Annotated in this window: 27 protein-coding genes; 19 read left to right on the forward strand and 8 right to left on the reverse strand. The window is 60.7% G+C overall.

All coding sequences use genetic code 11. The features are described from left to right. Positions 1-23 precede the first annotated feature (23 nt). Entirely contained in the window at positions 24-452 is a 429-nt protein-coding gene (locus LAB08_RS19275; protein WP_096510197.1) for a nuclear transport factor 2 family protein, read from the forward strand. Here LAB08_RS19275 and LAB08_RS19280 read toward each other — a convergent pair. Then, a complete protein-coding gene (locus tag LAB08_RS19280; RefSeq protein ID WP_096510196.1) occupies positions 428-1,402 on the reverse strand; it encodes a LysR family transcriptional regulator in 975 nt (324 codons plus the stop codon). The genes LAB08_RS19275 and LAB08_RS19280 overlap by 25 nt on opposite strands. Positions 1,403-1,821: 419 nt before the next feature. Here LAB08_RS19280 and LAB08_RS19285 point away from each other — a divergent pair, with 419 nt between their 5' ends. The 4 genes from LAB08_RS19285 (at position 1,822) to LAB08_RS19300 (ending at position 5,990) form a co-directional block, all read left to right on the forward strand. Continuing rightward, positions 1,822-3,276 (forward strand): sensor histidine kinase, encoded by a 1,455-nt coding sequence (locus LAB08_RS19285; RefSeq protein ID WP_367115771.1) that lies wholly within the window; start codon positions 1,822-1,824, stop codon positions 3,274-3,276. Between the two features lie 146 nt (positions 3,277-3,422). Next, positions 3,423-4,076: a response regulator transcription factor gene (locus LAB08_RS19290; protein WP_096510195.1), complete on the forward strand. Its 654-nt coding sequence runs from the start codon at positions 3,423-3,425 to the stop codon at positions 4,074-4,076. A gap of 98 nt (positions 4,077-4,174) precedes the next feature. Further along, on the forward strand, positions 4,175-4,549 hold the full coding sequence (locus tag LAB08_RS19295; RefSeq protein WP_096510194.1) for a response regulator transcription factor: 375 nt from the start codon (positions 4,175-4,177) through the stop codon (positions 4,547-4,549). Positions 4,550-4,787: 238 nt separating this feature from the next. Next, a complete protein-coding gene (locus LAB08_RS19300) occupies positions 4,788-5,990 on the forward strand; it encodes an NAD(P)/FAD-dependent oxidoreductase (protein WP_096510193.1) in 1,203 nt (400 codons plus the stop codon). 76 nt (positions 5,991-6,066) lie between these two features. On the opposite strand, the gene LAB08_RS19305 is transcribed toward LAB08_RS19300, so the two are convergent. Next, positions 6,067-6,327 carry a hypothetical protein gene (locus LAB08_RS19305; RefSeq protein WP_172901562.1) on the reverse strand — a complete coding sequence of 87 codons (261 nt, stop codon included), beginning with the start codon at positions 6,325-6,327 and terminating at the stop codon, positions 6,067-6,069. Here LAB08_RS19305 and LAB08_RS19310 point away from each other — a divergent pair. Together LAB08_RS19310 and LAB08_RS19315 are read left to right on the forward strand one after the other, a co-directional pair. Then, the gene (locus LAB08_RS19310; RefSeq protein ID WP_254007477.1) at positions 6,317-7,690 is read left to right on the forward strand and encodes a sensor histidine kinase; all 1,374 of its coding nucleotides are present in this window, start codon (positions 6,317-6,319) and stop codon (positions 7,688-7,690) included. The genes LAB08_RS19305 and LAB08_RS19310 overlap by 11 nt on opposite strands. A gap of 47 nt (positions 7,691-7,737) precedes the next feature. Then, positions 7,738-8,448 carry an AraC family transcriptional regulator gene (locus LAB08_RS19315; protein ID WP_254007478.1) on the forward strand — a complete coding sequence of 237 codons (711 nt, stop codon included), beginning with the start codon at positions 7,738-7,740 and terminating at the stop codon, positions 8,446-8,448. A gap of 162 nt (positions 8,449-8,610) precedes the next feature. Here the strand turns inward: LAB08_RS19315 and LAB08_RS19320 are convergent, their stop codons facing one another. Continuing rightward, on the reverse strand, positions 8,611-10,044 hold the full coding sequence (locus LAB08_RS19320; RefSeq protein WP_096510190.1) for a mechanosensitive ion channel family protein: 1,434 nt from the start codon (positions 10,042-10,044) through the stop codon (positions 8,611-8,613). 363 nt (positions 10,045-10,407) lie between these two features. On the opposite strand from LAB08_RS19320, the gene LAB08_RS19325 reads away from it, so the two are divergent. The 3 genes from LAB08_RS19325 to LAB08_RS19335 all read left to right on the forward strand — a co-directional run bounded on the left by LAB08_RS19325 (position 10,408) and on the right by LAB08_RS19335 (position 13,142). Then, the gene (locus tag LAB08_RS19325; RefSeq protein ID WP_096510189.1) at positions 10,408-10,938 is read left to right on the forward strand and encodes a hypothetical protein; all 531 of its coding nucleotides are present in this window, start codon (positions 10,408-10,410) and stop codon (positions 10,936-10,938) included. A 193-nt stretch (positions 10,939-11,131) separates the two neighbouring features. Further along, complete coding sequence (locus LAB08_RS19330; RefSeq protein WP_096510188.1) at positions 11,132-11,512, forward strand: response regulator transcription factor; 381 nt, start codon at positions 11,132-11,134, stop codon at positions 11,510-11,512. Positions 11,513-11,699: 187 nt separating this feature from the next. Further along, complete coding sequence (locus tag LAB08_RS19335; RefSeq protein ID WP_217910632.1) at positions 11,700-13,142, forward strand: catalase; 1,443 nt, start codon at positions 11,700-11,702, stop codon at positions 13,140-13,142. A 146-nt stretch (positions 13,143-13,288) separates the two neighbouring features. On the opposite strand, the gene LAB08_RS19340 is transcribed toward LAB08_RS19335, so the two are convergent. After that, positions 13,289-13,738 (reverse strand): winged helix-turn-helix transcriptional regulator, encoded by a 450-nt coding sequence (locus LAB08_RS19340; RefSeq protein WP_096510187.1) that lies wholly within the window; start codon positions 13,736-13,738, stop codon positions 13,289-13,291. Positions 13,739-13,954: 216 nt separating this feature from the next. Here LAB08_RS19340 and LAB08_RS19345 point away from each other — a divergent pair, with 216 nt between their 5' ends. Continuing rightward, positions 13,955-14,740, forward strand: a complete 786-nt coding sequence (locus LAB08_RS19345) for an SDR family oxidoreductase (protein WP_096510186.1) — start codon at positions 13,955-13,957, stop codon at positions 14,738-14,740. Positions 14,741-14,861: 121 nt separating this feature from the next. On the opposite strand, the gene LAB08_RS19350 is transcribed toward LAB08_RS19345, so the two are convergent. Next, a complete protein-coding gene (locus LAB08_RS19350) occupies positions 14,862-17,090 on the reverse strand; it encodes a TonB-dependent hemoglobin/transferrin/lactoferrin family receptor (protein WP_096510185.1) in 2,229 nt (742 codons plus the stop codon). A gap of 238 nt (positions 17,091-17,328) precedes the next feature. Between LAB08_RS19350 and LAB08_RS19355 the strand changes: the two genes are divergently transcribed. Genes LAB08_RS19355 through LAB08_RS19380 form a run of 6 tightly spaced genes read left to right on the forward strand, consistent with a single transcriptional unit; the run spans position 17,329 to position 22,829 of the window. Further along, the gene (locus LAB08_RS19355) at positions 17,329-18,093 is read left to right on the forward strand and encodes an energy transducer TonB (protein ID WP_096510184.1); all 765 of its coding nucleotides are present in this window, start codon (positions 17,329-17,331) and stop codon (positions 18,091-18,093) included. 16 nt (positions 18,094-18,109) lie between these two features. Continuing rightward, a complete protein-coding gene (locus tag LAB08_RS19360) occupies positions 18,110-19,180 on the forward strand; it encodes a hemin-degrading factor (protein WP_096510183.1) in 1,071 nt (356 codons plus the stop codon). 12 nt (positions 19,181-19,192) lie between these two features. Then, entirely contained in the window at positions 19,193-20,086 is an 894-nt protein-coding gene (locus LAB08_RS19365; RefSeq protein WP_096510182.1) for a heme/hemin ABC transporter substrate-binding protein, read from the forward strand. 50 nt (positions 20,087-20,136) lie between these two features. Continuing rightward, positions 20,137-21,120, forward strand: a complete 984-nt coding sequence (locus tag LAB08_RS19370; RefSeq protein WP_172901665.1) for a FecCD family ABC transporter permease — start codon at positions 20,137-20,139, stop codon at positions 21,118-21,120. Further along, positions 21,120-21,887 carry a heme ABC transporter ATP-binding protein gene (locus tag LAB08_RS19375; RefSeq protein WP_096510180.1) on the forward strand — a complete coding sequence of 256 codons (768 nt, stop codon included), beginning with the start codon at positions 21,120-21,122 and terminating at the stop codon, positions 21,885-21,887. The genes LAB08_RS19370 and LAB08_RS19375 overlap by 1 nt, the downstream gene beginning before the upstream one ends. 57 nt (positions 21,888-21,944) lie before the next feature. After that, positions 21,945-22,829, forward strand: coding sequence for a ChaN family lipoprotein (locus LAB08_RS19380; RefSeq protein WP_096510179.1), 885 nt, complete (start codon positions 21,945-21,947; stop codon positions 22,827-22,829). Positions 22,830-22,972: 143 nt separating this feature from the next. Here the strand turns inward: LAB08_RS19380 and LAB08_RS19385 are convergent, their stop codons facing one another. Beyond that, positions 22,973-23,362, reverse strand: coding sequence for a c-type cytochrome (locus LAB08_RS19385; protein ID WP_096510178.1), 390 nt, complete (start codon positions 23,360-23,362; stop codon positions 22,973-22,975). Positions 23,363-23,571: 209 nt separating this feature from the next. On the opposite strand from LAB08_RS19385, the gene LAB08_RS19390 reads away from it, so the two are divergent. Together LAB08_RS19390 and LAB08_RS19395 are read left to right on the forward strand one after the other, a co-directional pair. After that, the gene (locus LAB08_RS19390; RefSeq protein ID WP_096510177.1) at positions 23,572-24,324 is read left to right on the forward strand and encodes an SDR family oxidoreductase; all 753 of its coding nucleotides are present in this window, start codon (positions 23,572-23,574) and stop codon (positions 24,322-24,324) included. Between the two features lie 78 nt (positions 24,325-24,402). Continuing rightward, a complete protein-coding gene (locus LAB08_RS19395) occupies positions 24,403-24,804 on the forward strand; it encodes a cupin domain-containing protein (RefSeq protein WP_096510176.1) in 402 nt (133 codons plus the stop codon). Between the two features lie 73 nt (positions 24,805-24,877). Here the strand turns inward: LAB08_RS19395 and LAB08_RS19400 are convergent, their stop codons facing one another. Both LAB08_RS19400 and LAB08_RS19405 read right to left on the reverse strand, forming a co-directional pair. After that, positions 24,878-25,213: a hypothetical protein gene (locus tag LAB08_RS19400; protein WP_096510175.1), complete on the reverse strand. Its 336-nt coding sequence runs from the start codon at positions 25,211-25,213 to the stop codon at positions 24,878-24,880. Positions 25,214-25,430: 217 nt separating this feature from the next. Then, the gene (locus LAB08_RS19405; protein WP_096510174.1) at positions 25,431-26,261 is read right to left on the reverse strand and encodes an oxidoreductase; all 831 of its coding nucleotides are present in this window, start codon (positions 26,259-26,261) and stop codon (positions 25,431-25,433) included. Positions 26,262-26,358: the final 97 nt, after the last annotated feature.

The raw sequence follows: 26,358 nt of genomic DNA on the forward strand, positions 1-26,358 counted from the left end.
ACAACAAAAAACAGGAGTTGACCATGTCTGAACTGCAACTGCACCCCAAAGCCGCAGAGTCCTTGAGCCTGTGGCACGCGATGATCCGCACCGGCGACCTGAAGGCCTTGCCAGGGTTGCTGGACCCACAAGCCGTGTTCCGCTCACCGATGGCGCATACGCCGTATCCCGGTGCCCCGGTGGTTTCGATGATTCTCAACACGGTATCCAAGGTGTTCGAAGACTTTACCTACCACCGTGAACTGGCGAGCGCCGAAGGCCTGAATGTCATCCTCGAATTCAGCGCCAGGGTCGGCGAGAAACAGCTCAAGGGCATCGACATGATCCGCTTCAACGAACAGGGGAAAATCGTCGATTTCGAGGTGATGGTCCGGCCCATGAGTGGCTTGCAGGCCCTGGGCGAGGAAATGGGCAAGCGCCTGGGCGCTTACCTGGCCGCCAGCAAAGCCTGATCGTTGTGCAAGGCCGGTCGAGACTTCGGCACCATCTGCAACTCGACCGGCTCACAGAAAAACGCACTGCACCTTGAGCGCAGCCAGCGTTGCCCGCAATCGCTGTGCGTCGCTGCGCGCCAGACCATCGACAACTCCGGTGTCGGCAATGGCAACGGTGCCGGCTCGGCCCTCACGCCCTCCACTGACGTCATGGCCTTGGCCACGTAGTCCGGTACGATTGCCAGCAGGTCGCTTTGCGCCAGCAACATCGGCAAGGCACTGAACTGCGGCACGGTCAGCACGACTTTGCGCTGCCGCCCCAGCCGGCCCAGCGCGTGGTCGGTGTCATCCGTGGCATTGCCCATGGACGACACTACCGCGTGGGGGCGTCGGCAGAACTCTTCCAGCCCCAGAGCGCCGGGCCGGATATCGGCTCGCAACAGCATCGGCCGGATCGGCCGCAAGCCCTTGCGATGTGCATTGGCCGGCAAGTCGAGGGTATGGCTGATGCCCACGGAAATATCACCGTTCATCAACCGCTGCGACATCTGCTGCTGATCGACACGCAACACGATCAAGGTGATGTTCGGCGCCTCGACGCGCAGGTGCCGTAATAGCCGTGGCAGCAACGCATATTCAACATCATCGGAAAGCCCGACGTGAAACGTCGTCTCGCTGGTGCGCGGGTCGAACGGCTGGCAACGGCTCAGCGCAGCGGCAATGCCGTCCAGCGCCGGTGCCAGGTTGGCGAAAATCTCTTCGGCCCGCGCGGTCGGCTCCATCACCCGTCCGGCACGAATGAACAGCGGGTCATCGAACAGCACGCGCAATCGACTCAGGGCACCGCTGATGGTGGGTTGACCGAGGAACAGCTTTTCGCCGACACGGCTGACATTTCGCTCATGCATCATCGTCTCGAAAACCACCAGCAGGTTGATGTCGGCACGACGCAGGTCATTTCTGTTCATGAGGTTCGCTACCCGGCACGAGGCCATTGAGTTCGAAAGTTCGTGAACAGGTTATGGCCGTCGATGACAAACGTCTGTCGTACATGGGGACAGCACGATCATGCGTTAGGTGCGCATGGTGATACCTGGGTATAGCGACGGAGCAAAAAAGCCAATGCAATAAATGACTTGTGCATGCTTTCGAGCGCTTGACCGAGTCAGGGGAGTGGCAGGTTTTTCGGGTTTTTTGTCCTAACCGAATGAGAACCGTAGCTCCTAGCATAGCGATGCGATTCTCCGCCCAGCCCGCACAAAAAGACGAGGCGCGCATGATCGATTCGAAAACAGACAAGCCTGCCAATACACGCAGCGCGCATACATTTTTGAAAGGTAGCTTGAGCAAGATGCTGTTCAATTCAGGCCAAAGGACGACTCGCCCCTTGATCGCAACCAGCCTCAAGCCGTTTGAAAACCTGCTGGTCTGGCTGATGGGGCTGATCGTGGCCTGCGGGATCATCGTCAATACCGAAACCCGCACCGACCTTCCCGTCGCAACGCTGTGCATTGCGGTGCTGTTGATGGCGATCAACCTGGTTTCGGTCAGCACGGTGATCGTGGTCGCCCTGTTCTGCATGCTGCTGTTGACGACCGTATTTTTCTACCACGGCGGGTTTGACCGCTGGGAATCGACGGAGGACTTTTTCCGTGGCCTGACGTTGCTGGCAGCGATGACGTTGCTGGCGTTGCGCTGCAAAAAAATCTGCGATGGCCTGCACCAAAAAGTCGTTTATTTTTCCGGCTCCCAGCAACTGAGCCAGACAGGCTGCATGAGCTTTCGCAGTGGTCGTGAACGACTCTCCTGGTCGGACCAGTCGGCACGGATCTTCGAGTATCCGGTAGATGTCATGCCAACGCTGTCGATGATCCTGGCGCGAACCCATCCAGCCGACATCATGCTGGTGCAGGCCGGTTTCGATAAGGCTGCGCGCCATGAGCCGCTGATCGAAATCAAACATCGCCTGTTGATGCCCGATGGCCGCATCAAGCATGTGCACCTGACCGCCACCCCCCTCTACACCCACCTCGGCTACATTGACTACCTGGGCGCGTTACGCGACGTGACCGCCAGCAAACAGGCCGAAGAAGCGCTGTGCCGGGCCCAGACCCAATTGGCCCATGTCTCCCGCATCACGTCCCTGGGTGAACTGGCGGCGTCCATCGCCCATGAAGTCAATCAGCCGCTGGCGGCGATCACCAGCAGTGGCGAAGCCTGCCGCAATTGGCTGAGCCGCCCGGTGCCCGAACTGATCGAAGCTCGCCTGTCACTCGACCGAATCATTGTCAATTCCCATCGCGCCAGCGAGATCACGCGCCGCGTCCGGGCCTTGTCGCGCAAGTGTGACCCGCTGCGCCAGAACGAGTCGCTCAACGAGATTGTCAACGAAACCCTGACCCTGGTCCGCTATGAACTGGCCCATCACAAGATCAATCCAATTATCGAGCTGACCGCATTCGGCGGCCAGGTCAGTGCCGATCGCGTGCAACTGCAGCAAGTGATCATCAATCTGATCATCAATGCGTGCCAGGCCATGGACGCGGTGGACCCGTGCGAGCGTTCCCTGAGCGTTCGTACCTGGGTCAAGGACAACGAAGCCGTGCTGGAAGTGACTGATCATGGCCCGGGTATTCCCGCCGAGATCCTGCCGCAGCTGTTCATGCCGTTCTTCACCACCAAGGAAAACGGTCTGGGCATGGGGCTGTCCATTTGCCGTTCGATCATCGATTTCCATGAAGGACGGATCTGGGCCACCAGTACCATCGGCCAGGGCAGCTCGTTTCTGTTTGCCCTGCCGATACGGGTCGTCAACGATTCGGGCTACGCCGCAGCCATTTAATACAAAGGTATGACGCAGGCATGCCAAGGTATTGATCGGCTACCCGCAGGTAGGAGTGTCGCAAGCCCCGCACGCACTTAATGTAGCGCCCTTCGCAAGGAACACAGCGCAGGACGGTTGCATGTCCAACCCCTTGGGAACAAGCAATGAACGAACAACATCCCCTCCATAAAACCACCTTAAGCGAATCCATGGTTTTCATCGTTGACGACGATGCGCCGCTGCGCGAATCCCTCGGCAGTCTGTTGCGCTCCATCGGCTTGCGGGTCGAGTTATTCGGCTCGGTCGCCGAGTTCATGAAATACACACGCCCGGACACCGCCAGTTGCCTGGTACTGGATGTACGACTGCAAGGCAGCAGTGGGCTGGACTTTCAAAACGAATTGGCCGCCGCCGGCATCAACGTGCCCATCGTGTTCATTACCGGGCACGGTGACATCGCCATGACCGTGCGGGCGATGAAAGCCGGCGCGGTGGACTTTCTGACCAAGCCCTTCCGCGAACAGGACCTGATCGACGCGGTGTGCGCCGCCCACACCCGTGACAAACAGCGCCGTGAATCCGAACACTACGCCGACCAGTTGCGTACGCGCCACCAGACCCTGACTGCCCGGGAACAAACGGTGATGGCACTGGCGGCCTCTGGCTTGATGAACAAGCAAATTGCCGGGGAAATCGGCCTGAGCGAAATCACCGTGAAGATTCATCGCGGCCAGGCCATGCGCAAAATGGGTGCTCGTTCATTTGCCGATCTGGTACGCATGGCGGAGGTGATCTCGGCTCAGCCGGCTATCAGGTGACTATACCCACGTATACTGGGCATCCATTCAGGACGGCGTATCTTGCAGGGATGGCGGACAGCCTCTAAGTGCTTTCCGCTACCAGGCAGGACATAACTATGCGCAATAAGGCAATGATTGCCGTCGTCGATAATGATGAATCCGTCAGGATGGCACTGGACAGTTTATTGCGCTCCAGCGGATATACGGTGCGAACTTATGCAAGCGCCCACGAGTTCCTCTTTTCCGATGGGCCTGGCGTGACGTCCTGCCTGATCTCCGATATACAAATGCCGGAAATGGACGGCATTGAAATGTATGAAGAACTGTCGGCCAGAGGCATTCATGTTCCGGTGATCTTCATGACCGGAAACCCCGACGCACAGCGTCATCCCGACGCCAACACCTTGAAGCCAGTCGCTTTTTTCCCCAAACCCTTCGCAACCGAAAAGTTGCTCGACTGTATTGAAACAGTCCTCGATCCGCACAACTAATCTCTGCTCACAGCGTGCAACTAACACCTTGGTATAGCCCGATAACACTTAGTCATACTGCCAATGACCCAATGTAGCAGTGCCAGGAACAAGGCCCTCGAATAACATCTGTTTCAGATCAAGCCGAACCCTCTCTATTTAGCGTTGTACAGGCACATCGCAACAAAGAGCCATAGCGGTCGCGCTGACTGCGAAACATCTTTTTCACGCCCTCGATTGTTCTTCAGGAGCTATAACAATGAAACAACAGATTTTGATTATTGGTGCAGGGTTCGGTGGGGTCTGGAGTGCGTTGAGCGCTGCTCGCCTGCTGGACATGCATGATCGCAATGACGTCGAGATCACCGTTTTGGCTCCACAAGCCGAATTGCGCATTCGTCCGCGCTTCTACGAGCCTAACGTGCACAACATGAAGGCGCCATTGAACGACTTGTTCGACGCCGTGGGCGTGAAATTCGTCCAGGGTTCGGCCGAGGTGATCGACGAGAAAAACAAACAGGTCAGCTACACCAAGGTCTCTGGTGCTCAAGGCCAGCTGAGCTACGACCGCCTGGTGCTGGCCGCCGGCAGTCGCTTGATGCGTCCACCGGTCGAGGGCATGCTCGAGCACGCGTTCGATGTCGACGAGATCGAATCCGCCACGCACCTGGAAGCCCACATCAACCGGTTGAAAGACTTGCCTGCCAGCGCGGCCCGCAACACCGTAGTGGTGGCCGGCGGTGGTTTCACCGGTATCGAAACCGCCACCGAAATGCCGGCGCGCCTGCGTGCCGTGCTGGGTGAGAACGCCGACATCCGCGTGATTGTGGTCGACCTCGCCCCGCAAATCGCCGCGTCCTTGGGCGATGGAATTCGTCCATCGATTATCGAAGCGTCGGAGCACCTGGGCATCGAGTGGATTGTCGGTACCAGCGTCGCCTCGGTCGATGCCGGTGGCGTCACCCTCGCCAATGGCCAGCGCATCGAGTCCAGCACCGTGATCTGGACCGTCGGTTTCCGCGCCAGCCCGTTGACCGAGCAAGTGCAAGGTACCCGTGATCGTCAGGGTCGCCTGCATGTCGACCAGAACCTGAAGGTGCGCGGTCACGCCGACGTGTATGCCACCGGCGACGTGGCCTATGCCGCGACGGATGAGCTGGGCAACTTCGCGGCGATGTCCTGCCAGCATGCGATTTGCCTGGGCCGTCATGCCGGCAACAACGTCGTCGCCGAGCTGCTGGGCGTGGAACCGATTGCCTACAGCCAGCCCAAGTACGTCACCTGCCTGGACCTGGGCAGCTGGGGCGCGGTGTTCACCGAGGGCTGGGATCGCCAGGTCAAACTGGTCAAGCACGAAGCCAAGGAACTCAAGACCCAGATCAACACGGTATGGATCTATCCGCCGGCGGCTGATCGTGCCGCTGCCCTGGCCGCGGCCGACCCGCTGATCCCGGTGGCCTGATCCGTCGGGGTTGCCGGGCCCCCATCCGGCAGCCCCTTTTGCAGTGACCTGTCCGGACTTGGCAGTTGATCTGCAGTCAACGCCTGTATCCCGACCAGCCCTCTCCTTGCTGGACCGGGACATTTCCCAAGCGCCTGCCACTGGTTTTTTTGGCGGGCGTTTTTTCTTGCAGGAGCGCAAGTAAAACGTAATGAAGAGTTTGCCCGGCCTCTCGGGTGCGCCGTTCGATAGCAAATCTGGAAAAACAAATGTCTATCATCAAACGTTGCAAGCAACTTTTTTCATCAGACGCCATAGCCTGGCTGGCCGCCATCGCGGTGGGCAGCATGATCTTCATTACCAACTCCCTGCTTAACGTGGATGTCGCACCGACACTGCTCTACATCACCCTGGTGTTCATGTCGGCCAACATCTTTTCCGTCCCTGTTTTCCTTGCCGTGGCCTTCAGTTGCGTGGCCTTCCTGACCGCCAGCTTCATCCTCGACGAAGGCTATCGCGACCAGAAGCTGATCGCTGGATTCGTGCGCTGTGTGATCGCGCTGAGCGCCATCGCCCTGCTGGCGCTGAGAAGCAAACGGGCGAACGACAGCTTGCGTCGCAAAGAGGCGTTTTTTGTAGGTGCACAAAAACTCAGCCGCACCGGCAGCATTGGTCTGATTGTCGATGATTACAGCGTGTCGTGGTCGCAAGAGTCTGCACGCATCCTGGAGTACCCACTGGATGTCACACCGTCGCTGGACCTGGTCAGGGCGCGCACCCCTGCGGATGATTGGCCGATTGTCGAAAGTGTTTTCGAAAAGGCCGCGCTTCGGGAAAAACTGATCGAAGTGGAACATCGACTGGTGATGCCGGACGGTCGAATCAAGCACGTACGGTTGATTGCCAATCCGTTGTTCAACCCTCACGGGCGCATCGAGTATGTCGGCGCCTTGATGGACGTGACCGCCGCCAGGCAGGCCGAAGAAGCGCTGTTTCATTCCCAGGCAAAACTGGCGCACGTCACGCGGGTGACCTCCATGGGTGAACTCGCCGCCTCCATCGCCCATGAAATCAATCAACCGCTGGCCGCCGTGATCACCAGTGGTGAATCCTGCAAACGCTGGATCAATCGCGCGGAACCGAATCTTGAAGAAGCACGCCGCTCACTGGACCGGATCATTCAAAACTCTTGCCGGGCCTCCGAAGTCATCGCGTGCATCAGGGCGTTGTCACGCCAGAGTGACGTGCAGCGCAGGACCGAAGTGTTCGATGACATCGTCAGTGACTCATTGACCCTCATGCAACATGACACCTCCAACCATCAGGTGCGCCCTTACCTGCAACTGCGCGCTCCCGGTGCCCAGGTCAAAGTCGACCGGATTCAGCTACAGCAAGTGATCATCAACCTGATCGTCAATGCCTGCCAGGCCATGACCAACGTGCACGACCGGCCACGAACCCTGCGGATTCTCACCTTGGTGCAGGACAACGAGGCGGTGCTCGAAGTCGCCGATGCCGGCACCGGCATTGCCGAGGACATTCTGGCGTCGCTGTTCGATCCATTCTTCACCACCAAGCAAAACGGCCTGGGTATGGGACTGGCGATCTGCCGCTCCATCATTGAATTCCATGGCGGACGCATCTGGGTCAGCAGCACGGTGGGGGTCGGCACCCAGTTCCTGTTTGCGATTCCGCTGACCACCCTGGAACACGATGAATAACCCTCCCCACACCTGACGACGCCATGCGGCGACCTGGAGTACCAGCAGTGTCTATCGATGAGATGAGCTACACCCCTGAACGCGCCAACGCCGAGCAGGCACCACCGCGCACCATCGTGTTCGTGGCCTACCCGCATATAGGCTTGCTGGACCTGACCGCTGCCCAGACTGTTTTTTTTGCGGCGAACCATGGCCTGGTCGAATGCGGTTTGCCGGGTTACACCCTGCACACGGCCAGCATGGAAGGTGGACCGGTCCCGACGGCCGAGGGCCTGGTGGTGGAGACGCGGCGCCTGAGTGAATTTATCGACAGCCCGATCGACTCAGTGATCGTCCCGGGCTCCCCGCAGATCCGCCAGGTCATGGCCGACAGCCCAGCGCTGGTGGACTGGTTGCGCGTCACCTCAACCACGGCCAGACGCATGGCGTCAGTGTGCAGCGGTACATTCCTGCTGGCACAGGCCGGCTTGCTCGACGGCCTGCGCGTAGCAACCCACTGGGTGATGGCTGATGTGTTCGAGCGCCTGTTCCCGCAGGTCGAACTCGATCGCGAGGCGATTTTCGTGCAGCAACAGTCGGTGTGGACCTCGGCGGGCATCAGTGCCGGGATCGATCTGGCCCTGGCGCTGGTCGAGGCCGATTGCGGGCGTGAAATGGCGATGCAGGTCGCCCGGCGCATGGTGGTGTATTACCGCCGCCCGGACAATCAGGACCAATGGAGCCCGCTGTTGCAATCCCAATGCCCGGCCGGTGCCTGACCGCAAACGATGATGACCTGTGGCAAGGAAGCTTACCTGTGGGAGCGAGCCTGCTCGCGAAAGCTTCATCCGCCGCACCACACTAAATCGAGGTGACTTCTTCGCGAGCAGGCTCGCTCCCACAGGTAAGCTCCCTGGGCACGGGGGGGTCGGTGAAAGGCATCACCGGCGTTGCATCAACCACTGCAACAAGCCGCTTTTCTTGATCTCGACAGGCTTTTGCATGACCACGGTCTCGCGGATTTCCTGGCGCTGGTCCTGCAAGTTGCTCAGGGCGCTTTTCAGCTCGCCAAGGTGTTCGAGCTGGTTGCCGAACAAGGTTTTTTCGATGCGGAACAACCGGCCGCTGGTGATGCTGCGGAACTCGCCCCGGGAGGGTTTATCGGCAAGAATCCCCTCCTCACCCAAGACTTCTCCCGGCCCCATGCGCCCCGCTTCGATAAGCTTTTCGCCGTCGTGAATCGATACCGATACCACCCCGGTGCTGAGGATCATCAGGCAATCGGCAACTTCACCGAACGCCAGGATTACCTCGTCGGCCTGATAGTCCACCGGGGTCATTTCGTCGGCGAGGCTGTCACGTTCAGCGTTGCTCAGCGAGCGGAAGATCCGCACATCCTCCAACAGCCGGCGTTGACGGTTCCAGCGCTGCTCTTCCTGGCCATGGCCCCAAATGACGCCCGCCGCTTCGAGGTGACGATGGGCGAGGTCGAACATCAGGTTGCTCACTTCGTTCCTGTTCTTGGCCGACGCGATGAACCCCTTCAGTTCGTACTCGGTGTAATCCAGGTGGGAGCTTTTGACCGAGACTTTGGCCGAGCGGGACTGCAACAGCGCCCGGGTCCCGCGCAAGGTTTTTTCCAGGGCATCGATGGCCCGGCGCGGGCGCACGCTGCTGGGCACGGCAATGGTCACACTGATGCCGTTGACATCGCCGGGCCGGCTGAAATTGATGATCCGCGCTTTCGCCGCCACCGAGTTGGGCACTACGGCGATGCCGCCCATGTCGGTCATCAGGTGGGTCGAGCGCCAGTCGATTTCGACCACCTTGCCCGAGGTGCCATCGATGGAAATGCAGTCATTGAGTTGGTAAGGCTTGGTGGTGTTGAGCACGATCCCGGAAAACACATCGCTCAGGGTGCTTTGCAGGGCCAGGCCGACAATGATCGCCATTGCCCCGGACGTCGCCAGCAAGCCTTTGACCGGCAACTGCAGGACGTATGCCGCGGCACCGACGATGGCGATCAGGAAAATCAATGCGCCGATCAGATCGTAGAGCAAGCGTGCGCTGTGCCCGGCCCGGGAGATCAGGCCATAGCCGAGGATGATGGTCACGGTCCGGGCCGCGAACAGCCACCAGCCGATGCCCAGCACCGTGCCCATCAGGTTGAGGATGGCATCCTCCGGCCACAGTGGCGGTTGTAACGGGCTGATGCCGGCCGCGGTCATGACCCAGCTGAACGCCACGAAAATGCCGATGCGCACGCACAACCGCAGGTTGTGCCGCGCCCCCCCGATCAATTGCCAGGACGCCAGGTCGATGAGGATCAGGATGACACCGCAGATCAACGGATGAGCCTGCAGGAAGGTGAACATGAATGATTTCTCCACAACCTTGCAGGCGGATGCCCTTCTTCAAACAGGAACCCGCCTGCGATCGCCGTCAGTGAACAGAGTAGCGTTGATGGGAGAAAAGCCGCGAAGACCGTCGCAACGGGCCGTCGAAAAAACAGGCAGCCAGCCTTGTGAATTCAATCGTCCCCGCACTGTAAGCCGCCCGCTGGCATCAGGCACTCCTACCTCAGTGCTAACCGTCTATACCCGCGTATAACGGACATAGCCCCATGTGCTAGGCCGCCGTCTTGAGGTAGGAGTGTTATCGGGCGCGCGTCGACTTAATCTGGCCACATCGAATGGATCAATTCATCGCGCCGATGCGCTGGCTAGGGGACGGTTGTCATGAACGCATTGCAAAAGCTGTACATCGTCAGTCACCCGCTGCGCATCAGTCGCTATGGCGCGCATACGTCCTTGTCCTGCGCCGAGCGTGTGGAGATCATCGATGTACTCAATGACCTCCTGGGCACCGTGCTGAGCATCCTCGCACAACTCAAACGGGGTCAGCAGAAGCTGCATAACGTCAGCTTCCTGCCGGTCCAACAACTGTTTCATCGCCTGGTGCGCGCTAATACCGGCTATGCCGACTTCCTGAGCACGGCCATCACCGACCTGGGTGGTTACGCCGACACCGCGACGCTTTATCACCTCAATGACACCGGCGAGGGGACGTGTTTTGCCGATTGCCTGACCGGCATTGATAGGGGCACACGCCGACTGCGGGCCGCCGACGCCTTGCTGCGTGATTACCGTGACTGCGCCGTCGCCAACAAGGACAACGCCAGCAAACGCTTCTTTGGAGAATGCGTCCGGCACAACGCGCATTTCATCTTGTTGATCGAGGATAACCTGACCCAGGAGCCACCAGGATGAAACCTCCGGTTCAGGCCTTGCAAGAGAGTTCGGCAACTAATAAACATTCATTGATTCGCTTGTTGATATTGACAACCCATCTCAGCCACCGCGAAGAAACAACCAGACATACCCAAGTATACTATCCCGCATTATTGGAGCGCGTATCTTGCAAGTATGGCGGGCGCCACTCGCAATGACGCAAGGTCTTTACATGTTCAACACACCTATTATTTCAGTTGTTGATGATGACGAATGTATTCTTATCTCACTGGATAGCTTGTTGCGCTCTTACGGTTACACAGTAAAAACCTACAACAGTGCCTATGCCTTTCTTCAATCCAGCGGACCCGAGCAGACGGATTGCCTGATATCGGATATCCAGATGCCCGGCATGTGCGGCGTGAAAATGTACGAAGCCCTGGCCGCAAGAAACATCCACATCCCCACACTGTTCATCACCGGCAAGTCCGGCATGCCGCCGAAGTTCAGCGACAAGGTGCGACAGCCGGAAGGTTATTTCGCCAAACCTTTCAACACGAATGCGCTGTTGGCCTGTATTGAAGCGATCTTGAAACGCCGGGGTCAATGCTGATCCATCAACCCGCTTCTTCTTAATACGTTGGTTTAACCGCCTCAGACTCAAGCATGCACCCACTTACCGATCGCAGCGATGCGCCACGGTTCTTCAACAAATAATATCGTCCCTATCAGTGCTTGATTCCTTCAGGACTTTCACTCTTTCCGTGCAACTAAAAACTTTAACTTGAGTAAACCGTGCCATGCCGAAAAACAAACTGACTTCGATCAACGGCGCCCCCGTCGTCGACAACTTCAATACCCAGACCGCCGGCCCTCGCGGCCCTGCCTTGCTGCAAGATGTCTGGCTTCTGGAAAAACTCGCCCACTTCGACCGCGAAGTGATTCCCGAGCGGCGCATGCATGCCAAAGGCTCCGGCGCCTACGGCACCTTCACCGTGACGCACGATGTGACGCGCTACACCAAGGCCCGTCTGTTCTCGGAGGTGGGCAAGCAAACACCGATTTTCACTCGCTTCTCCACCGTTGCCGGTGAACGCGGCGCGGCCGATGCCGAGCGCGATATCCGTGGTTTTGCCTTGAAGTTCTATACCGAACAAGGCAACTGGGACCTGGTGGGCAACAACACCCCGGTGTTTTTTTTCCGCGATCCATTGCGCTTTCCGGACCTCAACCATGCGGTCAAGCGTGATCCGCGCACCGGTATGCGCAACGCGCAAAGCAACTGGGATTTCTGGACGTCACTGCCCGAAGCCCTGCACCAGGTGACCATCGTCATGAGCCAGCGCGGCATTCCGCGCAGCTACCGGCACATGCACGGTTTCGGCAGCCACACCTTCAGCCTGATCAATGCCAGTAACGAGCGGCACTGGGTCAAGTTCACCTTCAAGTCCCAACAGGGCATTGAGAACCTGAGCGATGCACAGGCCCAGGACCTCATCGGCCGGGACCGGGAAAGTCATCATCGGGATCTGTTCGACAGCATTGAGGCCGGGGACTTTCCGCGCTGGACCTTCTACATCCAGGTCATGTCCGAAGAGCAGGCCCGGGATCATGCAGTCAATCCGTTCGACCTGACCAAGGTCTGGCCGCACCAGGACTACCCGCTGATCGAAGTGGGTTACTTCGAACTGAACCGCAACCCGCAAAACGTGTTTGCCGAAGTCGAACAAGCGGCGTTTTCCCCATCGAACGTGGTGCCGGGCATTGGCTTTTCACCGGACCGGATGCTGCAGGCGCGGCTGTTCGCCTACGGGGATGCCGCGCGTTACCGCCTGGGGATCAATCACCACCAGATTCCGGTCAACGCCGCCCGCTGCCCGGTGCACAGCTTCCACCGCGACGGTGCCATGCGCGTGGACGGCAACTACGGCGGCCAACTGGCGTACGTGCCCAACAGCGACAACGCCTGGGCCGATCAACCGGACTTCCGCGAGCCGCCGCTGAAGATCGCCGGCGCTGCCGGTCATTGGGATCATCGTGTGGACGAGGACCACTTCGAACAGCCGGGCAACCTCTTCCGCCTGATGTCGGAACCTGCGAAACAGGCATTGTTCGAAAACACGGCGCGTTCGCTCAGTGGCGTTTCCCAAGAGGTGCAGCAACGGCATATCGCCCACTGCACGATGGCCGATCCGTTCTATGGTTCGGGGGTTGCCAGGGCGTTGGCTGAGTTAGATCGGTAACACACTTAGTCTTCAGTGACCGCGATTTACTGTGGGAGCGAGCCTGCTCGCGAAGGCGGTGGAACAGGCAGCATCACTGTCGACTGACACTCCCTCTTCGCGAGCAGGCTCGCTCCCACAGTGGATCGCGGTGCGCATTTAAAATCTCAATGCGGCACACCCAGTCGGGTCGCCACTTCATCCGGTGCCAGGTGTCGTCCATCGGCGGCCACTGGTTCCAGCTTCTGGATGGGCTTGCGGTTTTTTGCGTCGACCATCACCGAACCCAGTTCGCCGGGTTCGTACATGAACTCGTTGCCCCACTGCGAAAGTGCAATCAGCACGGTCTGCAAGGCCCTGCCCTTTTCGGTCAGCGCGTACTCCTTGTAGATGCTGCCGTCCGCCGCCGGGACCATTTCCATCACCCCCTGCGCCACCAATCCTTTGAGCCGCGTACTGAGGATGTTTTTCGCGACATCCAGGCTTTTCTGGAAATCGCTGAATCGCCGCGTTCCGGCGAGCGCATCACGGATGATCAACAGCGACCACCAATCGCCGATCAGATCCAGGGACCGGGCGACGGGGCAAGGATCACCCTGCAAGCTTTTGCGCTTCACGTAACGTACCTCCAGCAAAGAATGGCCGGAACGGACGCGAACTGCGTCGTTCAGTAAGTGGTTGCATAATACAACCTTGAGTGCTAATAATCACAGCCGTTGGTTTCATTATAAAACCACAAACCCGGTTCCACACATTGAAGCCGGTGCCAGACGCACCTTTGCACCGCCCTTGATGGTTGCATCATAAAACCTTTAATCACAGGAAAACTCACCATGAAACTGGCTGGAAAAACGGCATTCATCACCGGCGGCAACAGCGGCCTGGGCCTGGCGACCGCGAAGCTTTTCATCGCTGAAGGGGCAAAGGTGGCCATCACCGGCCGCAGTCAAAAAACCCTGGATGAAGCCAGGGAGGCGTTGGGACCGAACCTGTTGGCGATCCAGGCCGACCTGACCGACGTCAAGGAAATCGAGCGCGCCGTGGCTGAAGCGGTCGCCGCGTTTGGCAAACTGGACATCGTGTTCGCCAATGCGGGCATTGCTGAACTGACCCCGGTTGGCGGTACCACCCTGGAGGTGTTCCAGAGCATCATCCAGACCAACCTCACCGGCACGTTCTTCACCGTGCAAGCCGCAGAGCCGCACCTCAATCCCGGTGCCTCGATCATTTTGAACGGCTCGGTGCACGCCGACATGGGCTGGCCAGGCTACAGCGCTTACGCAGCGACCAAAGGCGCCGTGCGCTCGATGACTCGGGTCATGGCTTCGGAGTTTGCGCCTCGTGGCATCCGGGTCAATCAGATCACCCCCGGTGCTGCACGCACGCCGGTGTGGAACCCATTGGCCTCAAGTTCGGCGGCCATGGATGCACTGGAAGTGAAATTGCAGACCACCATTCCCCTCGGTCGCATCGGCGAAGCCGAAGAAGTGGCGACGGTGGCGTTGTTCCTCGCCTCCAGCGATTCCAGCAATGTGGTGGGCGCGGAGATCGTCGTTGATGGCGGTGCAACAGGTTCACCTCTGGGTGCACCGGCTCACCGGAAAAACTGGGCGTCTTGACGATTAAATGTAGGAGCGAGCCTGCTCGCGAAAAACGTCCAGACAACGCGTTCATCCTGACAGCGCGCGTTATCGTTGACGTCCATCGCGAGCAGGCTCGCTCCTACAGGATGCACACCGATCAGATTTCCCAAATCAGGTTCACGGCGGTGTAACGCCCAGGTTGAGTCAGGCGGCCGAGGCCGGCGGCGTTTTCATCGCGGCCCTGGACGTCGCCCCAGTTCCAGTACTTTTGATCGGTCAGGTTGAACAGCCCGGCATTGATCGAGACTTGCTCGGTCACTTGCCACCAGGCATTGAGGTCAAGCACGCCGTAGCCCGGGGTTTCGAACTGGCGGTTGATCAGCAGCTCGGCATCTTTGGTGTGGTCGACGCGGTCCTTGGCCTGCACCAGGGTCCAGGTCAACTGACCGCCGTACACGCCACTCGGCGCATCGTAGCCCAGACCCAATACGGCCTTGAGCGGATCGACGCTGTTCAGCGCCTCGCCGGTTTCTTCGTCCTTGCCACGGGCGTAGGCAATCGAGCCCAGGGCACGGGTGCCCGCCGGCATGAAAGCGTCGAGCTTGATATCGCCCTTGGCTTCGGCGCCTCGGATGGTGACCTTGCCGATGTTGCGTGGCTGGAAGGTCAGCAGGCCGGTGCCGTTCGGGTCCGGCACGGTGTCGGTGTCGATGAAGTCCTTGTACTTGTTGTAGAACAGCGCGATGCCGAAGCTGCCCAGGTCGTAGCGACCGCGCAGGCCGAATTCGTAGCTGTCGCTGGTTTCCGGTTTCAGGTCGGGGTTGCCGATCTGCTGGTAACCGAATTGCGGGTTGCTGAATTCGCCGAACATGTTGATCGCGCTTGGCGCGCGGAAACCGGCGGCGTATTGGCCGTACAGGCTTTCGTGTTCAGTCAGTTGATAGGTCACGCCGAGTTTCGGTGAGATGTGATCGTCAGTGATGCGCGACGGATCGGTTTCCGATGGCAGGCCGTTGAGGTACTCCTGGGTGACATGCGGCGTCTGGCGGTAGTAGTCGTAGCGCACGCCGGGCAACAGGGTCCAGCGGCCGATCTCGATGTTGTCCTGCACGAACAGACCCAGGGAATCGCTGGTCGGGTCCGGGAAGTCGCTGACCGGGAAATTCTCCGTGGCCGGCACTGTTGCGCCGGTGTCCAGGCGCACTTCACTGCCCTTGCGCAGGTTGCTGGCGTCGATGCGTTTGACCTCGGCACCGTAGATCAGGTGGTGTCGGGTATCGGCGATGGCGAATTCCTTGTCGAGCTGAGTATTGAGGCTCCACAGGCGCTCATCGTATTGCGAGTCGCGGGTACGCACACGGTTCACACGGGAGACAGTCTGGCGCTGCTGCAAAGTCTTCTGGTTGTTGCCGCTTTCCTGATAGTTCAACTGCCATTGCAGTTTGTCGGCCAGCAGGCTGTCCAGGCTCAGGGTGTGCGCCAGGCTATAGCGGGTGCGGTCGATGCTGTCTTCAGAGCTGGAGCCGAGAATCGCCGGGCTGGTCGTGGTGGCGCGGGTGACGACGTCGCTCAGCAGGTTGCTATTGGCGTCGTCCTCGTAGCGCTCGTAGGTGAACTGCAAACGGTCGCCATCGGCGTAGTCCCAACCCAGTTTGGCCAGCAGGTTTTTGGTGGTGTAGTCGAGCGGGTTGGCGTCTTCGCGGGTAGCGCCGACACCACCAATACCGCCCCAGGTATCGGTGGACTGGCCATCGCGACGGCCCAGGTGCAACAGGCCGTCGACCGAACCTTCACGGGCGGCGAAGGTGGCGCTGCGCTGCCAGCTGTCATCGCTGCCGTCATAACCGGTCTTGAAACGGGCGTAGGTGTCGTCACCCTCCTCCAGGTAATCGCCGGCGTCCTTGGTCAGGTAGCTGACCGCACCGCCGATGGCGTCGCTGCCGTACAGCGAAGACGCCGGGCCGCGGATGATTTCCACCTGCTTGACGGTGTCGAGGTCGACGTAGTTGCTGCGCACGTCCTGGAACGGGCTGAAGAAGTTGCTCTGCGGCATGCGCACGCCATCGACCTGGGTCAGGACGCGATTGCCATTGATGCCGCGGATGGTTGCCCCGGTATTGCCAAAGCGGCTACCGGTGCCCTCCACCGAAACGCCCGGCTCATAACGCACCAGGTCCTTGAGGTCCTTGTCGTTGTGCTGATCGATTTCCCGTTCGTTGTGCACCGACACCGTGCTCGGCACTTGCAGCAAGGTCTGCTCGGTGCGGGTGGCGGTCACGCTGACGGTATCGAACTGGGTCACGGGTTCTGCAGCCAGGGCCAACGATGGCGACAGCAACAACAGGGACAACCAGGGACGTTTGGCGAATGGCGGGCGGATCGACATCTACTCACTCCTGATGTGCAGACAGCCGTCACTTGGCAAGACCCTCGGCAGGACCTTGTCAGCGGTTAGAGCTGTCCGGCATGTGTTTGATTTTTTAGGTAACGCAGCGTTCGAGACCTTTCTGGGAAGGCCTGGACCAAACGCTTGCTTGGCAGCGGGGGGCGAAGATAAACGAGCTTGACACGCAAATGCAAATTATTATCATGTGCGTTCTCATCAGGAATAAGTACGAACGTACATGAAGCACTTTTGGGGCTATCTGCTGCTGTCGATCGCGCTGCATCTGAGCGTGGGCTGGCTGTTGCGCGAGTTTCGGGCCGAGGCTGAACCGCTCGCCTGGCAGCCGCCGATGGCGATTCAAGTGGTGAATCTTGAACCGGTGGCGAAGGCCATCCCGGCTCCCGCTGTACGTTCCGAGCCGGTGCGTCAGCCGCTCACACTGCCAAAGGCGGATGCACCAGCGAAGGCAAATCCCATCCCCATCAAGCCGCTGCCAGTCAGTACCCAGCCTGCAATCGTCAAGGCGGCGCCGCCAGCGAAGCCGCAACCCAAGACACCGCCACCACCACGCGCCGAACCTCGTCCGGTTCCGCCCGCCAGCGCACCGACTTCAACCGCGCGAAATGCAAACCCAACGGCCCCCACAGCCGCACCGGCAAAAACGCCTCTCACCCTGCCCACGGCCATGGTCACCCCGGCTCCACCACTCACGCCCGTGGTCAGCCTGCGCCCCAGTTTCGTCACCCCGCCACCGGCACCGCGCTATCCGAACACCGCGCGCCGGCGCAATCAGCAAGGCATCGTGCGGGTCGAGGTACACCTGGATGAACGCGGTCAGCAGCTCAAACGTGTGCTGACCCGCTCCTCGGGTGTGGACAGCCTCGACCAGGCCGCGCTGGAAGCCGTTACCCAATGGCGTTTTCGCCCGGAAATTGTCGATGGCCGGGCCGTGCCCAGCCGCGTGGAAATACCCATAGAATTCGCCCTCACGGCGAACCGATGACCCTGAAGGAGTTCACATGACCGCTCAATCCAACGCCCTGTCCGCGACCCCGGCGCTGTACCAGAACTGGCAACAGCTGCGTGCCGAACAGTCGGGCCTGCGCGCCCGCGATGCCGCTGCCAAACTGGGCGTCAGCGAGGCCGAGCTGACCGCCAGCCGCCTGGGCACCGATGCCGTGCGCCTGCGCCCGGAATGGGCGGCGTTGCTGCCGGCACTCGGCGAGCTGGGCTACATCATGGCCCTGACCCGCAACGAGCATTGCGTGCACGAGCGCAAGGGTGTGTACGCCGACGTGACGGTCATGGGCAGCGGTCAGATGGGCATGGTGCTGTCGCCGGACATCGACCTGCGCCTGTTCCTCAGCGGCTGGGCCAGCGTGTTCGCCATTGACGAAACCACCGCCCGTGGCCCGCAACGCAGCATCCAGGTGTTCGACCGCCAGGGCGTGGCCGTGCACAAGGTGTACCTCACCGCTACCAGTAAAGAAGCCGCCTGGGCTCCGTTGATCGAGCGTTTCCGCGCCGAAGAGCAAAGCACCGAGCTGGACCTGCAACCGTTGCCCGAAGCCAAGCCCCCCCGCGCCGACACCGACGTGGACGTTACCGCCCTGCGCAGCGAATGGTCACAGCTCCAGGACACCCACGATTTCTTCGCCCTGCTCAAGCGTAATGAAGTGGCGCGCACTCAGGCCCTGCGCCTGGCCGGTCACGAATGGGCCGAACCCCTGGCCACCGTCGAGCTGACCAAGGTCATCGAAGCCGCCGGTCAGGGTGAAGTGCCGATCATGGTCTTCGTCGGCAACAAGCACTGCATCCAGATTCATTCCGGCCCCGTGAGCAACCTGCGCTGGATGGACACCTGGTTCAACGTACTTGATCCAAACTTCAACCTGCACCTCAAGACCACCGGCGTGACCGAACTGTGGCGTGTGCGCAAGCCGAGCGTCGATGGCATCATCACCAGCTACGAAGGTTTCGATGCCGACGGTGAACTGGTCATCCAGCTGTTCGGCGTGCGCAAGCCGGGCATCCCGGAGCGTGATGACTGGCGTGCCCTGGCTGAAACCGCCACCGTCCTGATCGACTAAGGAAGTCTTGCGATGCGAATCAAATCACTGCTGGCCTGCGCCGGCGTGCTCCTCAGCCAGATGGTGGTGGCCGATGCCCTGCCCCAACGCTGGGTCAGTGCCGGTGGCGCGTTCAGCGAATGGGTGGTTGCCCTGGGTGGCGAGAGCAAACTGGTGGGTGTCGACAGCACCAGCCAGTACCCGCGCTCGCTGCACAGCCTGCCGGGCATCGGCTACCAGCGTGCGCTGGCGGCCGAAGGCATTCTGGCGCTGAAGCCGGACATTCTGGTGGGCAGCGCGGAAATGGGTCCGCCACCGGTGCTGGCACAATTGAAGGCTGCCGGGGTGCGCATCGAGTTGTTGTCGGCCAAGGCCGATGTGCCGTCGTTGCAACACAACCTGACCGAACTCGGGCAGCTGCTTGGCAAACCTGATCAAGCGCAAGCTTTGATGGCCGGTTATCAGCAGCGTCTGGACAGTCAGGCCGCATGGGTCAAGCAGGTGCAGCAGCAAAACCCCGCGCCGCGGGTGTTGATGCTGCTCAGCCATTCCGGTGGCAATCTTCAGGCAGCCGGCAAGGACACGCTGGCCGCCTGGATGATCGCTCAGGCCGGCGGCCAGAACCTCACCGAACACAGCGGCTACAAGCCCGTGTCCAACGAGGCGATGCTGGCCCTCGACCCGCAGGTGATCATCTTCGCCGGTGGCCGTCTTGAAGGGGATGCCGCGCGGGCTGCCCTGCTTGAGCAGAATCCGATCCTCGCGCAGACCCGGGCCGGTCGTGAAGGCCGGGTACTGGTGATCGATCCGACGCTGCTGGTCGGTGGTCTTGGCCCGCGCATTCCCGATGCACTGGGCACACTGTCGAAGGCGTTCTACCCGTCCGCACAGATTGCCCAGCTCCAGAAAACCGAGAACAACCGATGACGGCCATCGTCCAGCCACGGTCCATGCTGATCACCCTGGGCCTGTTGCTGCTGCTGGTGTTCTGGCTGTCCCTGGCCCTGGGCCCGGTCAGCCTGCCACTGGGCGATACCTTGCTGGCCGGGTTGCGCCTGCTCGGGCTGCCGGTTGATGGCGGCGACACGCAACAGGCGGAGCTGATCCTCGGCCAGATCCGCTTGCCGCGCAGTTTGCTCGGCATCGCGGTCGGTTCGGTACTCGCGTTGTCCGGCGTGGCCATGCAAGGCTTGTTTCGCAACCCGTTGGCGGACCCGGGGCTGGTCGGGGTGTCCGGTGGCGCAGCGCTGGGCGCGGCCATCGCCATCGTCGGTGGCAGCCTCTTCGGCGGTTTGCCGCCGGCCATCGAACCCTACCTGTTGTCGCTGTGCGCCTTCGCCGGTGGCCTGATCGTCACGGCGGTGGTCTATCGCTTCGGCCGCAGCAATGGCCAGACCAACGTCGCCACCATGCTACTGGCGGGCGTGGCGATGACCGCCATGGCCGGTGCCGGCGTTGGCCTGTTTACCTATCTGGCCGATGACGCCACGTTGCGTACCCTGACCTTCTGGAACCTGGGCAGCCTCAACGGCGCCAGCTATCCGCGTCTGTGGCCATTGCTGATCGTGGCGGTGGGCGTCGCGTTATGGTTGCCCCGTCGGGCCGCGGCGCTCAATGCGATGCTGCTGGGTGAATCCGAAGCGCGGCACCTGGGCTTCAATGTCGAGCGGATCAAGCTGGAACTGGTGCTGTGCACGGCGCTGGGTGTCGGAGCCGCCGTGGCGGCGGCGGGCCTGATCGGGTTTATCGGCCTGGTGGTACCGCACCTGATGCGGCTGCTGATCGGCCCGGATCATCGGGTGCTGTTGCCCGCGTCGCTGCTCGCCGGAGCCAGCCTGTTGCTAATGGCCGACCTGGTCGCCCGCCTGCTGCTGGCGCCGGCCGAATTGCCGATCGGTATCGTCACTGCACTCATCGGTGCACCCTTCTTCCTTTATCTGCTGGTACGGGGGCGTTCCTGATGCTGCGGGCAAACAACTTGCTGGTCCGACGCGGCAGTCGCACGGTGCTGGCGGGCATCGATATCGAGTTACGCCCAGGACAAGTCCTGGGCGTTCTGGGGCCCAACGGCGCCGGCAAAAGCACCCTGCTCGCCGCCTTGTGCGATGAGCTGCCGGCCAGCGAAGGCACGGTCAGCCTGGACGGGCGCAAGCTCGCCGACTGGCCGGGCCAGGAGCGGGCCAAACGCCTGGCGGTATTGCCCCAGAGTTCGAGCCTGAACTTCGCCTTCTCGGTCAACGAAGTGGTGGGCATGGGTCGCTTGCCCCATGCCAGCGGTCGTGTGCGCGATGCCGAAATCGTCGCCGAAGCGCTCGGCGCCGCCGACGCCCTGCACCTGGCCGGGCGAAGCTATCTGGCGTTGTCCGGTGGCGAACGCCAGCGGGTGCATCTGGCGCGGGTACTCGCCCAACTGTGGCCGGGTGCCGAGGGGCAGACGTTGCTGCTCGACGAGCCGACCTCGATGCTCGACCCGCTGCACCAGCACACTATCCTGCAAGCAGTGCGTGATTTTGCCGGACGCGGTGCGGCGGTGCTGGTGATCCTGCACGACCTGAACCTGGCGGCGCGTTACTGCGATCACCTGCTGTTGTTGCAGGACGGTCGCCCCCACGCCTACGGCACGCCGGACGACGTCCTGACCGCCGAAGCCCTGCAAGCGGTGTACGGGCTACAGGTGCTGATTCACCAGCACCCGGAACGCGGCCACCCGTTGATTATCGCGCGCTGATACCCGCCCTCTCCCGCCGTTGCGCGCGAGGGGGCCACTGTCTAATAAGGAACACCGATGCGCATTCTGCTGTTATGCCTGTTCAGCCTGCTGGCTGCCTGCCAGTCCCACGACGTTACGCCGCCCCCGGCAGCGATTGCGTCGCAAGGTCGGGATCATGCCGATCTCGGTATGATCCGCGAGCTCGCCACCGGGCGCACCCTGACACCGCAAGAACTGGTCGAGCGCCTGGCTGGCGCAACCCGGGTGCTGGTCGGCGAGCAACACGACAATCCCGATCACCATGCCCTGCAACTGTGGCTACTGCGCGAACTGGCCAGGCAACGCCCGCAAGGCAGTCTGCTGATGGAAATGCTCAACCCCGACCAACAAGCCAAGGTCGATGCGGCGCAGGCCGCCACCCGTGCGGGTCAACCACCGGCCGATCCGTACCAGGCGCTGTCCTGGCAAGCCAATTGGGATTGGGGCGTCTACGGCGCGCTGGTCACCTACGCCCTGCGCCAACCCTACCCGCTGCTGTCGGCCAACCTGGATCGGGCGCAGATCATGCAGATCTACAAACAGCGCCCGACGCTCACCGGCGAAGCGTCCACGACCCCACAGGTGCGCGCGACATTGCTGGAGGACATCCGAGAATCCCACTGCGGCTTGCTGCCCGAAACGCAAATGCCGGCGATGCTCGCCGTGCAACAGCAACGTGACCGACGCATGGCCGAGCGCCTGTTGGCGGCACCGACGCCGGCAGTGTTGTTGGCCGGGGCGTTTCATGTGCGCAAGGATTTGGGGGTGCCGTTGCACCTGAAAGACCTCGGGGCGGGCGAAGGAAATGCGGTGCTGGTGCTGGCCGAAGCCGGTAAGACAGTGAGCGCAGAAAGCGCGGATTACGTGTGGTACACGGCGGCGCAGCCGGAGCAGGATCACTGCGCCAAATTGCGACGTTAGATCTGATTCATGGATTTGGCGGGGCAACTATCGCTTTCGCGAGCAGGCTCGCTCCCACAGGGGAAATGCATTCCAAATGTGGGAGCGAGCCTGCTCGCGAAGGCGGCATCAGATTCAACATATTTGACCCTGGCTCACCCTCGTCACGGCGCCGGAAAGGACTCCAGATAAGCCAACAAATCATCGATCTTCTCCTGATCGCTGATTCCCCAGAAAATCATCCGCGTCCCCGACACCACCGCCTTCGGGTCTTCGATATACGCCGCCAGTTTCTCCCGCGTCCAGACAATGCCGGAGGACTTCATCGCCTCCGAGTACTGATAGTCCGTCGTGCTTCCCGCCGTGCGCCCGACAATACCGTTGAGCTGCGGACCAAAAAACGCCCGCGCTGACTCGCCGATCTGATGGCAGCCACTGCACATGCGCTTGAACAGTTTCCCGCCCGCCTCGGCATCTCCCTGCGCGTTCGTCTGCGCGGCGAACAGGCCTGCACCGAGGCTCAGGACGAGGGTCATCACGGCCGCTTTGTTCATTTACAGCTCCAGCCTGTAGCGAAAAAAATGGCCGCCATTTGAGCATGACCAGGGTATTAAACCGAAGCTTTTCAGACGCACGAGGCCCATGCCTGCCGTCCATCCCGCCAATCCACGCCCCGCTTTCGCCCGCCTAGACTAGCTACTCACAACATGCGTGGCATGAGCAGCCGCCACACATTCCCACACCAACAAACGGAGGCACAATCATGAAAATTGTCGTCATCGGCGGTACAGGCTTGATCGGAACACAGCTCTGCAAACTCCTGCGTGAAGGTGGCCACGATGTGCTGTCGGCCTCGCCGAGATCGGGCGTCAACGCCGTCACCGGGGAAGGATTGGAGGCCGCACTCAAAGGCGCCGAGGTGGTGGTTGACGTCGCCAACTCACCCTCGTTCGAAGATGCCGCCGTGCTCGAATTCTTCGAAAAATCCGGGCGCAACCTCGCCGCCGCCGAGAAGGCCGCCGGGATCAAGCACCACATCGCCCTCTCGGTGGTGGGGACGGAACGGATGCTCGAAAGCGGTTACTTCCGCGCCAAGATGGCCCAGGAAGAATTGATCAAGAAATCCGGGGTGCCCTTTACGATTCTGCGTGCCACGCAGTTTTTCGAGTTCATCGGCGCCATTGTCCAATTCAGCATGCAAGGCGACACCGCTCGCTTGACCTCAGCCGCCCTGCAACCGGTCGCCTCGGCCGACGTCGCGGCGGCGCTGGCTAAAATTGCCGTGGCGGCGCCCACGGGCCAGACACTGGAAGTGGCCGGCCCGGACAAGCAACCCCTGGTGTCGTTCGCCAAGACCTACCTGCAACACACCGGGGATCAGCGCGAAGTGGTTACCGACGATAACGCCGGATACTACGGCGCAAGCATCAACGACCAGTCGCTGACCCCGGGCGCCAATCCTATTCTCGGCAAGATTCATTTCGATCAGTGGCTCAAGAGTACAAGCACCCAGTGATGACGGACAGGGGCGTCCGGTTCGCTCCCTGCCCGATCAGGACAAGGCCCCGCCCTCCACTCTCATCAGGAGCATCCCATGAGAACGCCCATTATTGCCGCCTTGCTTGCCCTGCCGTTCACCACAATGCCAGCCCTGGCGGCCGATGCACCACACCCGGATGTCAAAGTGATCTCGGAAACGGCACTTCCCGATTACCCCGGCAAAGAAGTGCTGATGCTCACCGTCGAATTCCCGCCCGGCGGTGCCGACCCGGTTCATCGGCACGATGCCCACGGCTTCATCTATGTGCTCGAAGGCTCCATCGTCATGGCGGTCAAGGGTGGCAAGGAAGTCACGCTGATGCCTGGACAGAGCTTCTACGAAGGCCCCAATGACATACACACCGTGGGCCGCAATGCCAGCAAAGACAAACCCGCCAAATTCGTCGTGTTTCTGTTGAAGGACCAGGGCAAGCCACCGGTCATCCCGGTCCCTTGACCCTGAGAGCAGCTGCATAAAACAAAAAATCCGGAGCCTGATACAGGACTCCGGATTTTTTGGGTGACTGCAATTACTGAACGTTTTTCAGCTTGATCACATCACCGGAAACCTGGGTGGTGTAGCCGTTGAGCACCCATGCCCAGAACCAGCGCTCCTGCACCTGGGTGTTGATCATGGCATCGCCGCCCTTGGCTTTGATCGCCTCGTCCTGTGCCCGCACAAAACGACTGTTCTGACGAATCGGGATCACGCCGAAGAGCATCAGGCCCGTGGCGCTCGCTTCGCTGTGGCCCAGTACGGTGTACTGATTGCTGTCGTATTGCCGGGTGTTCATTGGCGCACTGCTGCAACCCGCCAACACCAGGCCAGCCAAGGCACCCGCCACCACTTTACTGAGGTATTTCACTGCACAACTCCATGAGTAAGCGCCCGGGATCCAGCTCTCGAGCGGCGCACACTTTAACGAAAATGATGGCCAATGGATATCATGCACTCATACCACCACATCCCCCTGTAGGAGCTGGCTTGCCAGCGAAAGCGGCCTGACATCCAACATCACAGTTGACTGACCCGCCGCCATCGCAAGCAAGCTCGCTCCACATCAGGTTTGATGCCTTAACGTTTCAATCCTTGAAATCCGTGGACAGCGCCAGTTCGTTCCACTCGGCCAGTTCCTGGGCGACAAAACGGTTTTTCGCTTCGATGCGCGCAATGGTATCGCTGCCCAGGGCCAGCCGTTGTGGCGGGTTCGGCGCATTGACCAAGGCCAACATGGCCTCGGCGAACTTCACCGGATCACCGGGTTGGGCATGGTTGGCTGACTCGGCATATTTGCGCATCGCCCCCACCGTCTCGTCGTAATCCGGCAATTCCAGCGCGGTCTTCACCAACGATTGCTCGTCGAGGAAGTCAGTGCGGAAGAAGCCCGGCTCAACCACCGTGGCATGGATGCCCAGCGGCGCCAGTTCCTGATGCAGGGCCTCGGTGATGCCTTCCACCGCAAACTTGGTGGAACCGTAGACACCCCACCCCATGTAGGCCTGGTAGCCACCGATGGAGGAGATGTTGATGACATGCCCGGCGCGCTGGCGACGCATGTGCGGCAGTACCGCGCGGGTCACGTTGAGCACGCCGAAGACGTTGGTGGCGAACAGACGCTCGGTCTCGCTGGCGCTGGTTTCTTCCACCGCGCCCAACACACCGAAGCCGGCATTGTTGATCAGCACATCGATGCGGCCGAAACGCTTGATGCCTTGCGCCACGGCCTGATGGGCTTCTTCCTCGCGGGTCACGTCCAGGCGCACGGCCAGCAGGTTCGGATGATCGCCCAGGCGGGCAGTGATTTCTTCGGGTTTGCGAGCCGTGGCAATCACCGCGTCGCCGGCACGCAGAGCACGTTCTGCGATGAGAGTGCCAAAACCACGGGAAGCTCCAGTAATGAACCAAGTACGCATTTCAACTCCTCCTGTCAGCGACCCGAGCGTGATTGCCGGGCCTTCTCGATGAGTTGACGCCACTTTAAAACTCCACTACTGATGTGATAATCCCAAT

Origin of the sequence: Pseudomonas izuensis, assembly GCF_002356535.2 — a bacterium.
Lineage (GTDB): Bacteria > Pseudomonadota > Gammaproteobacteria > Pseudomonadales > Pseudomonadaceae > Aquipseudomonas > Aquipseudomonas izuensis.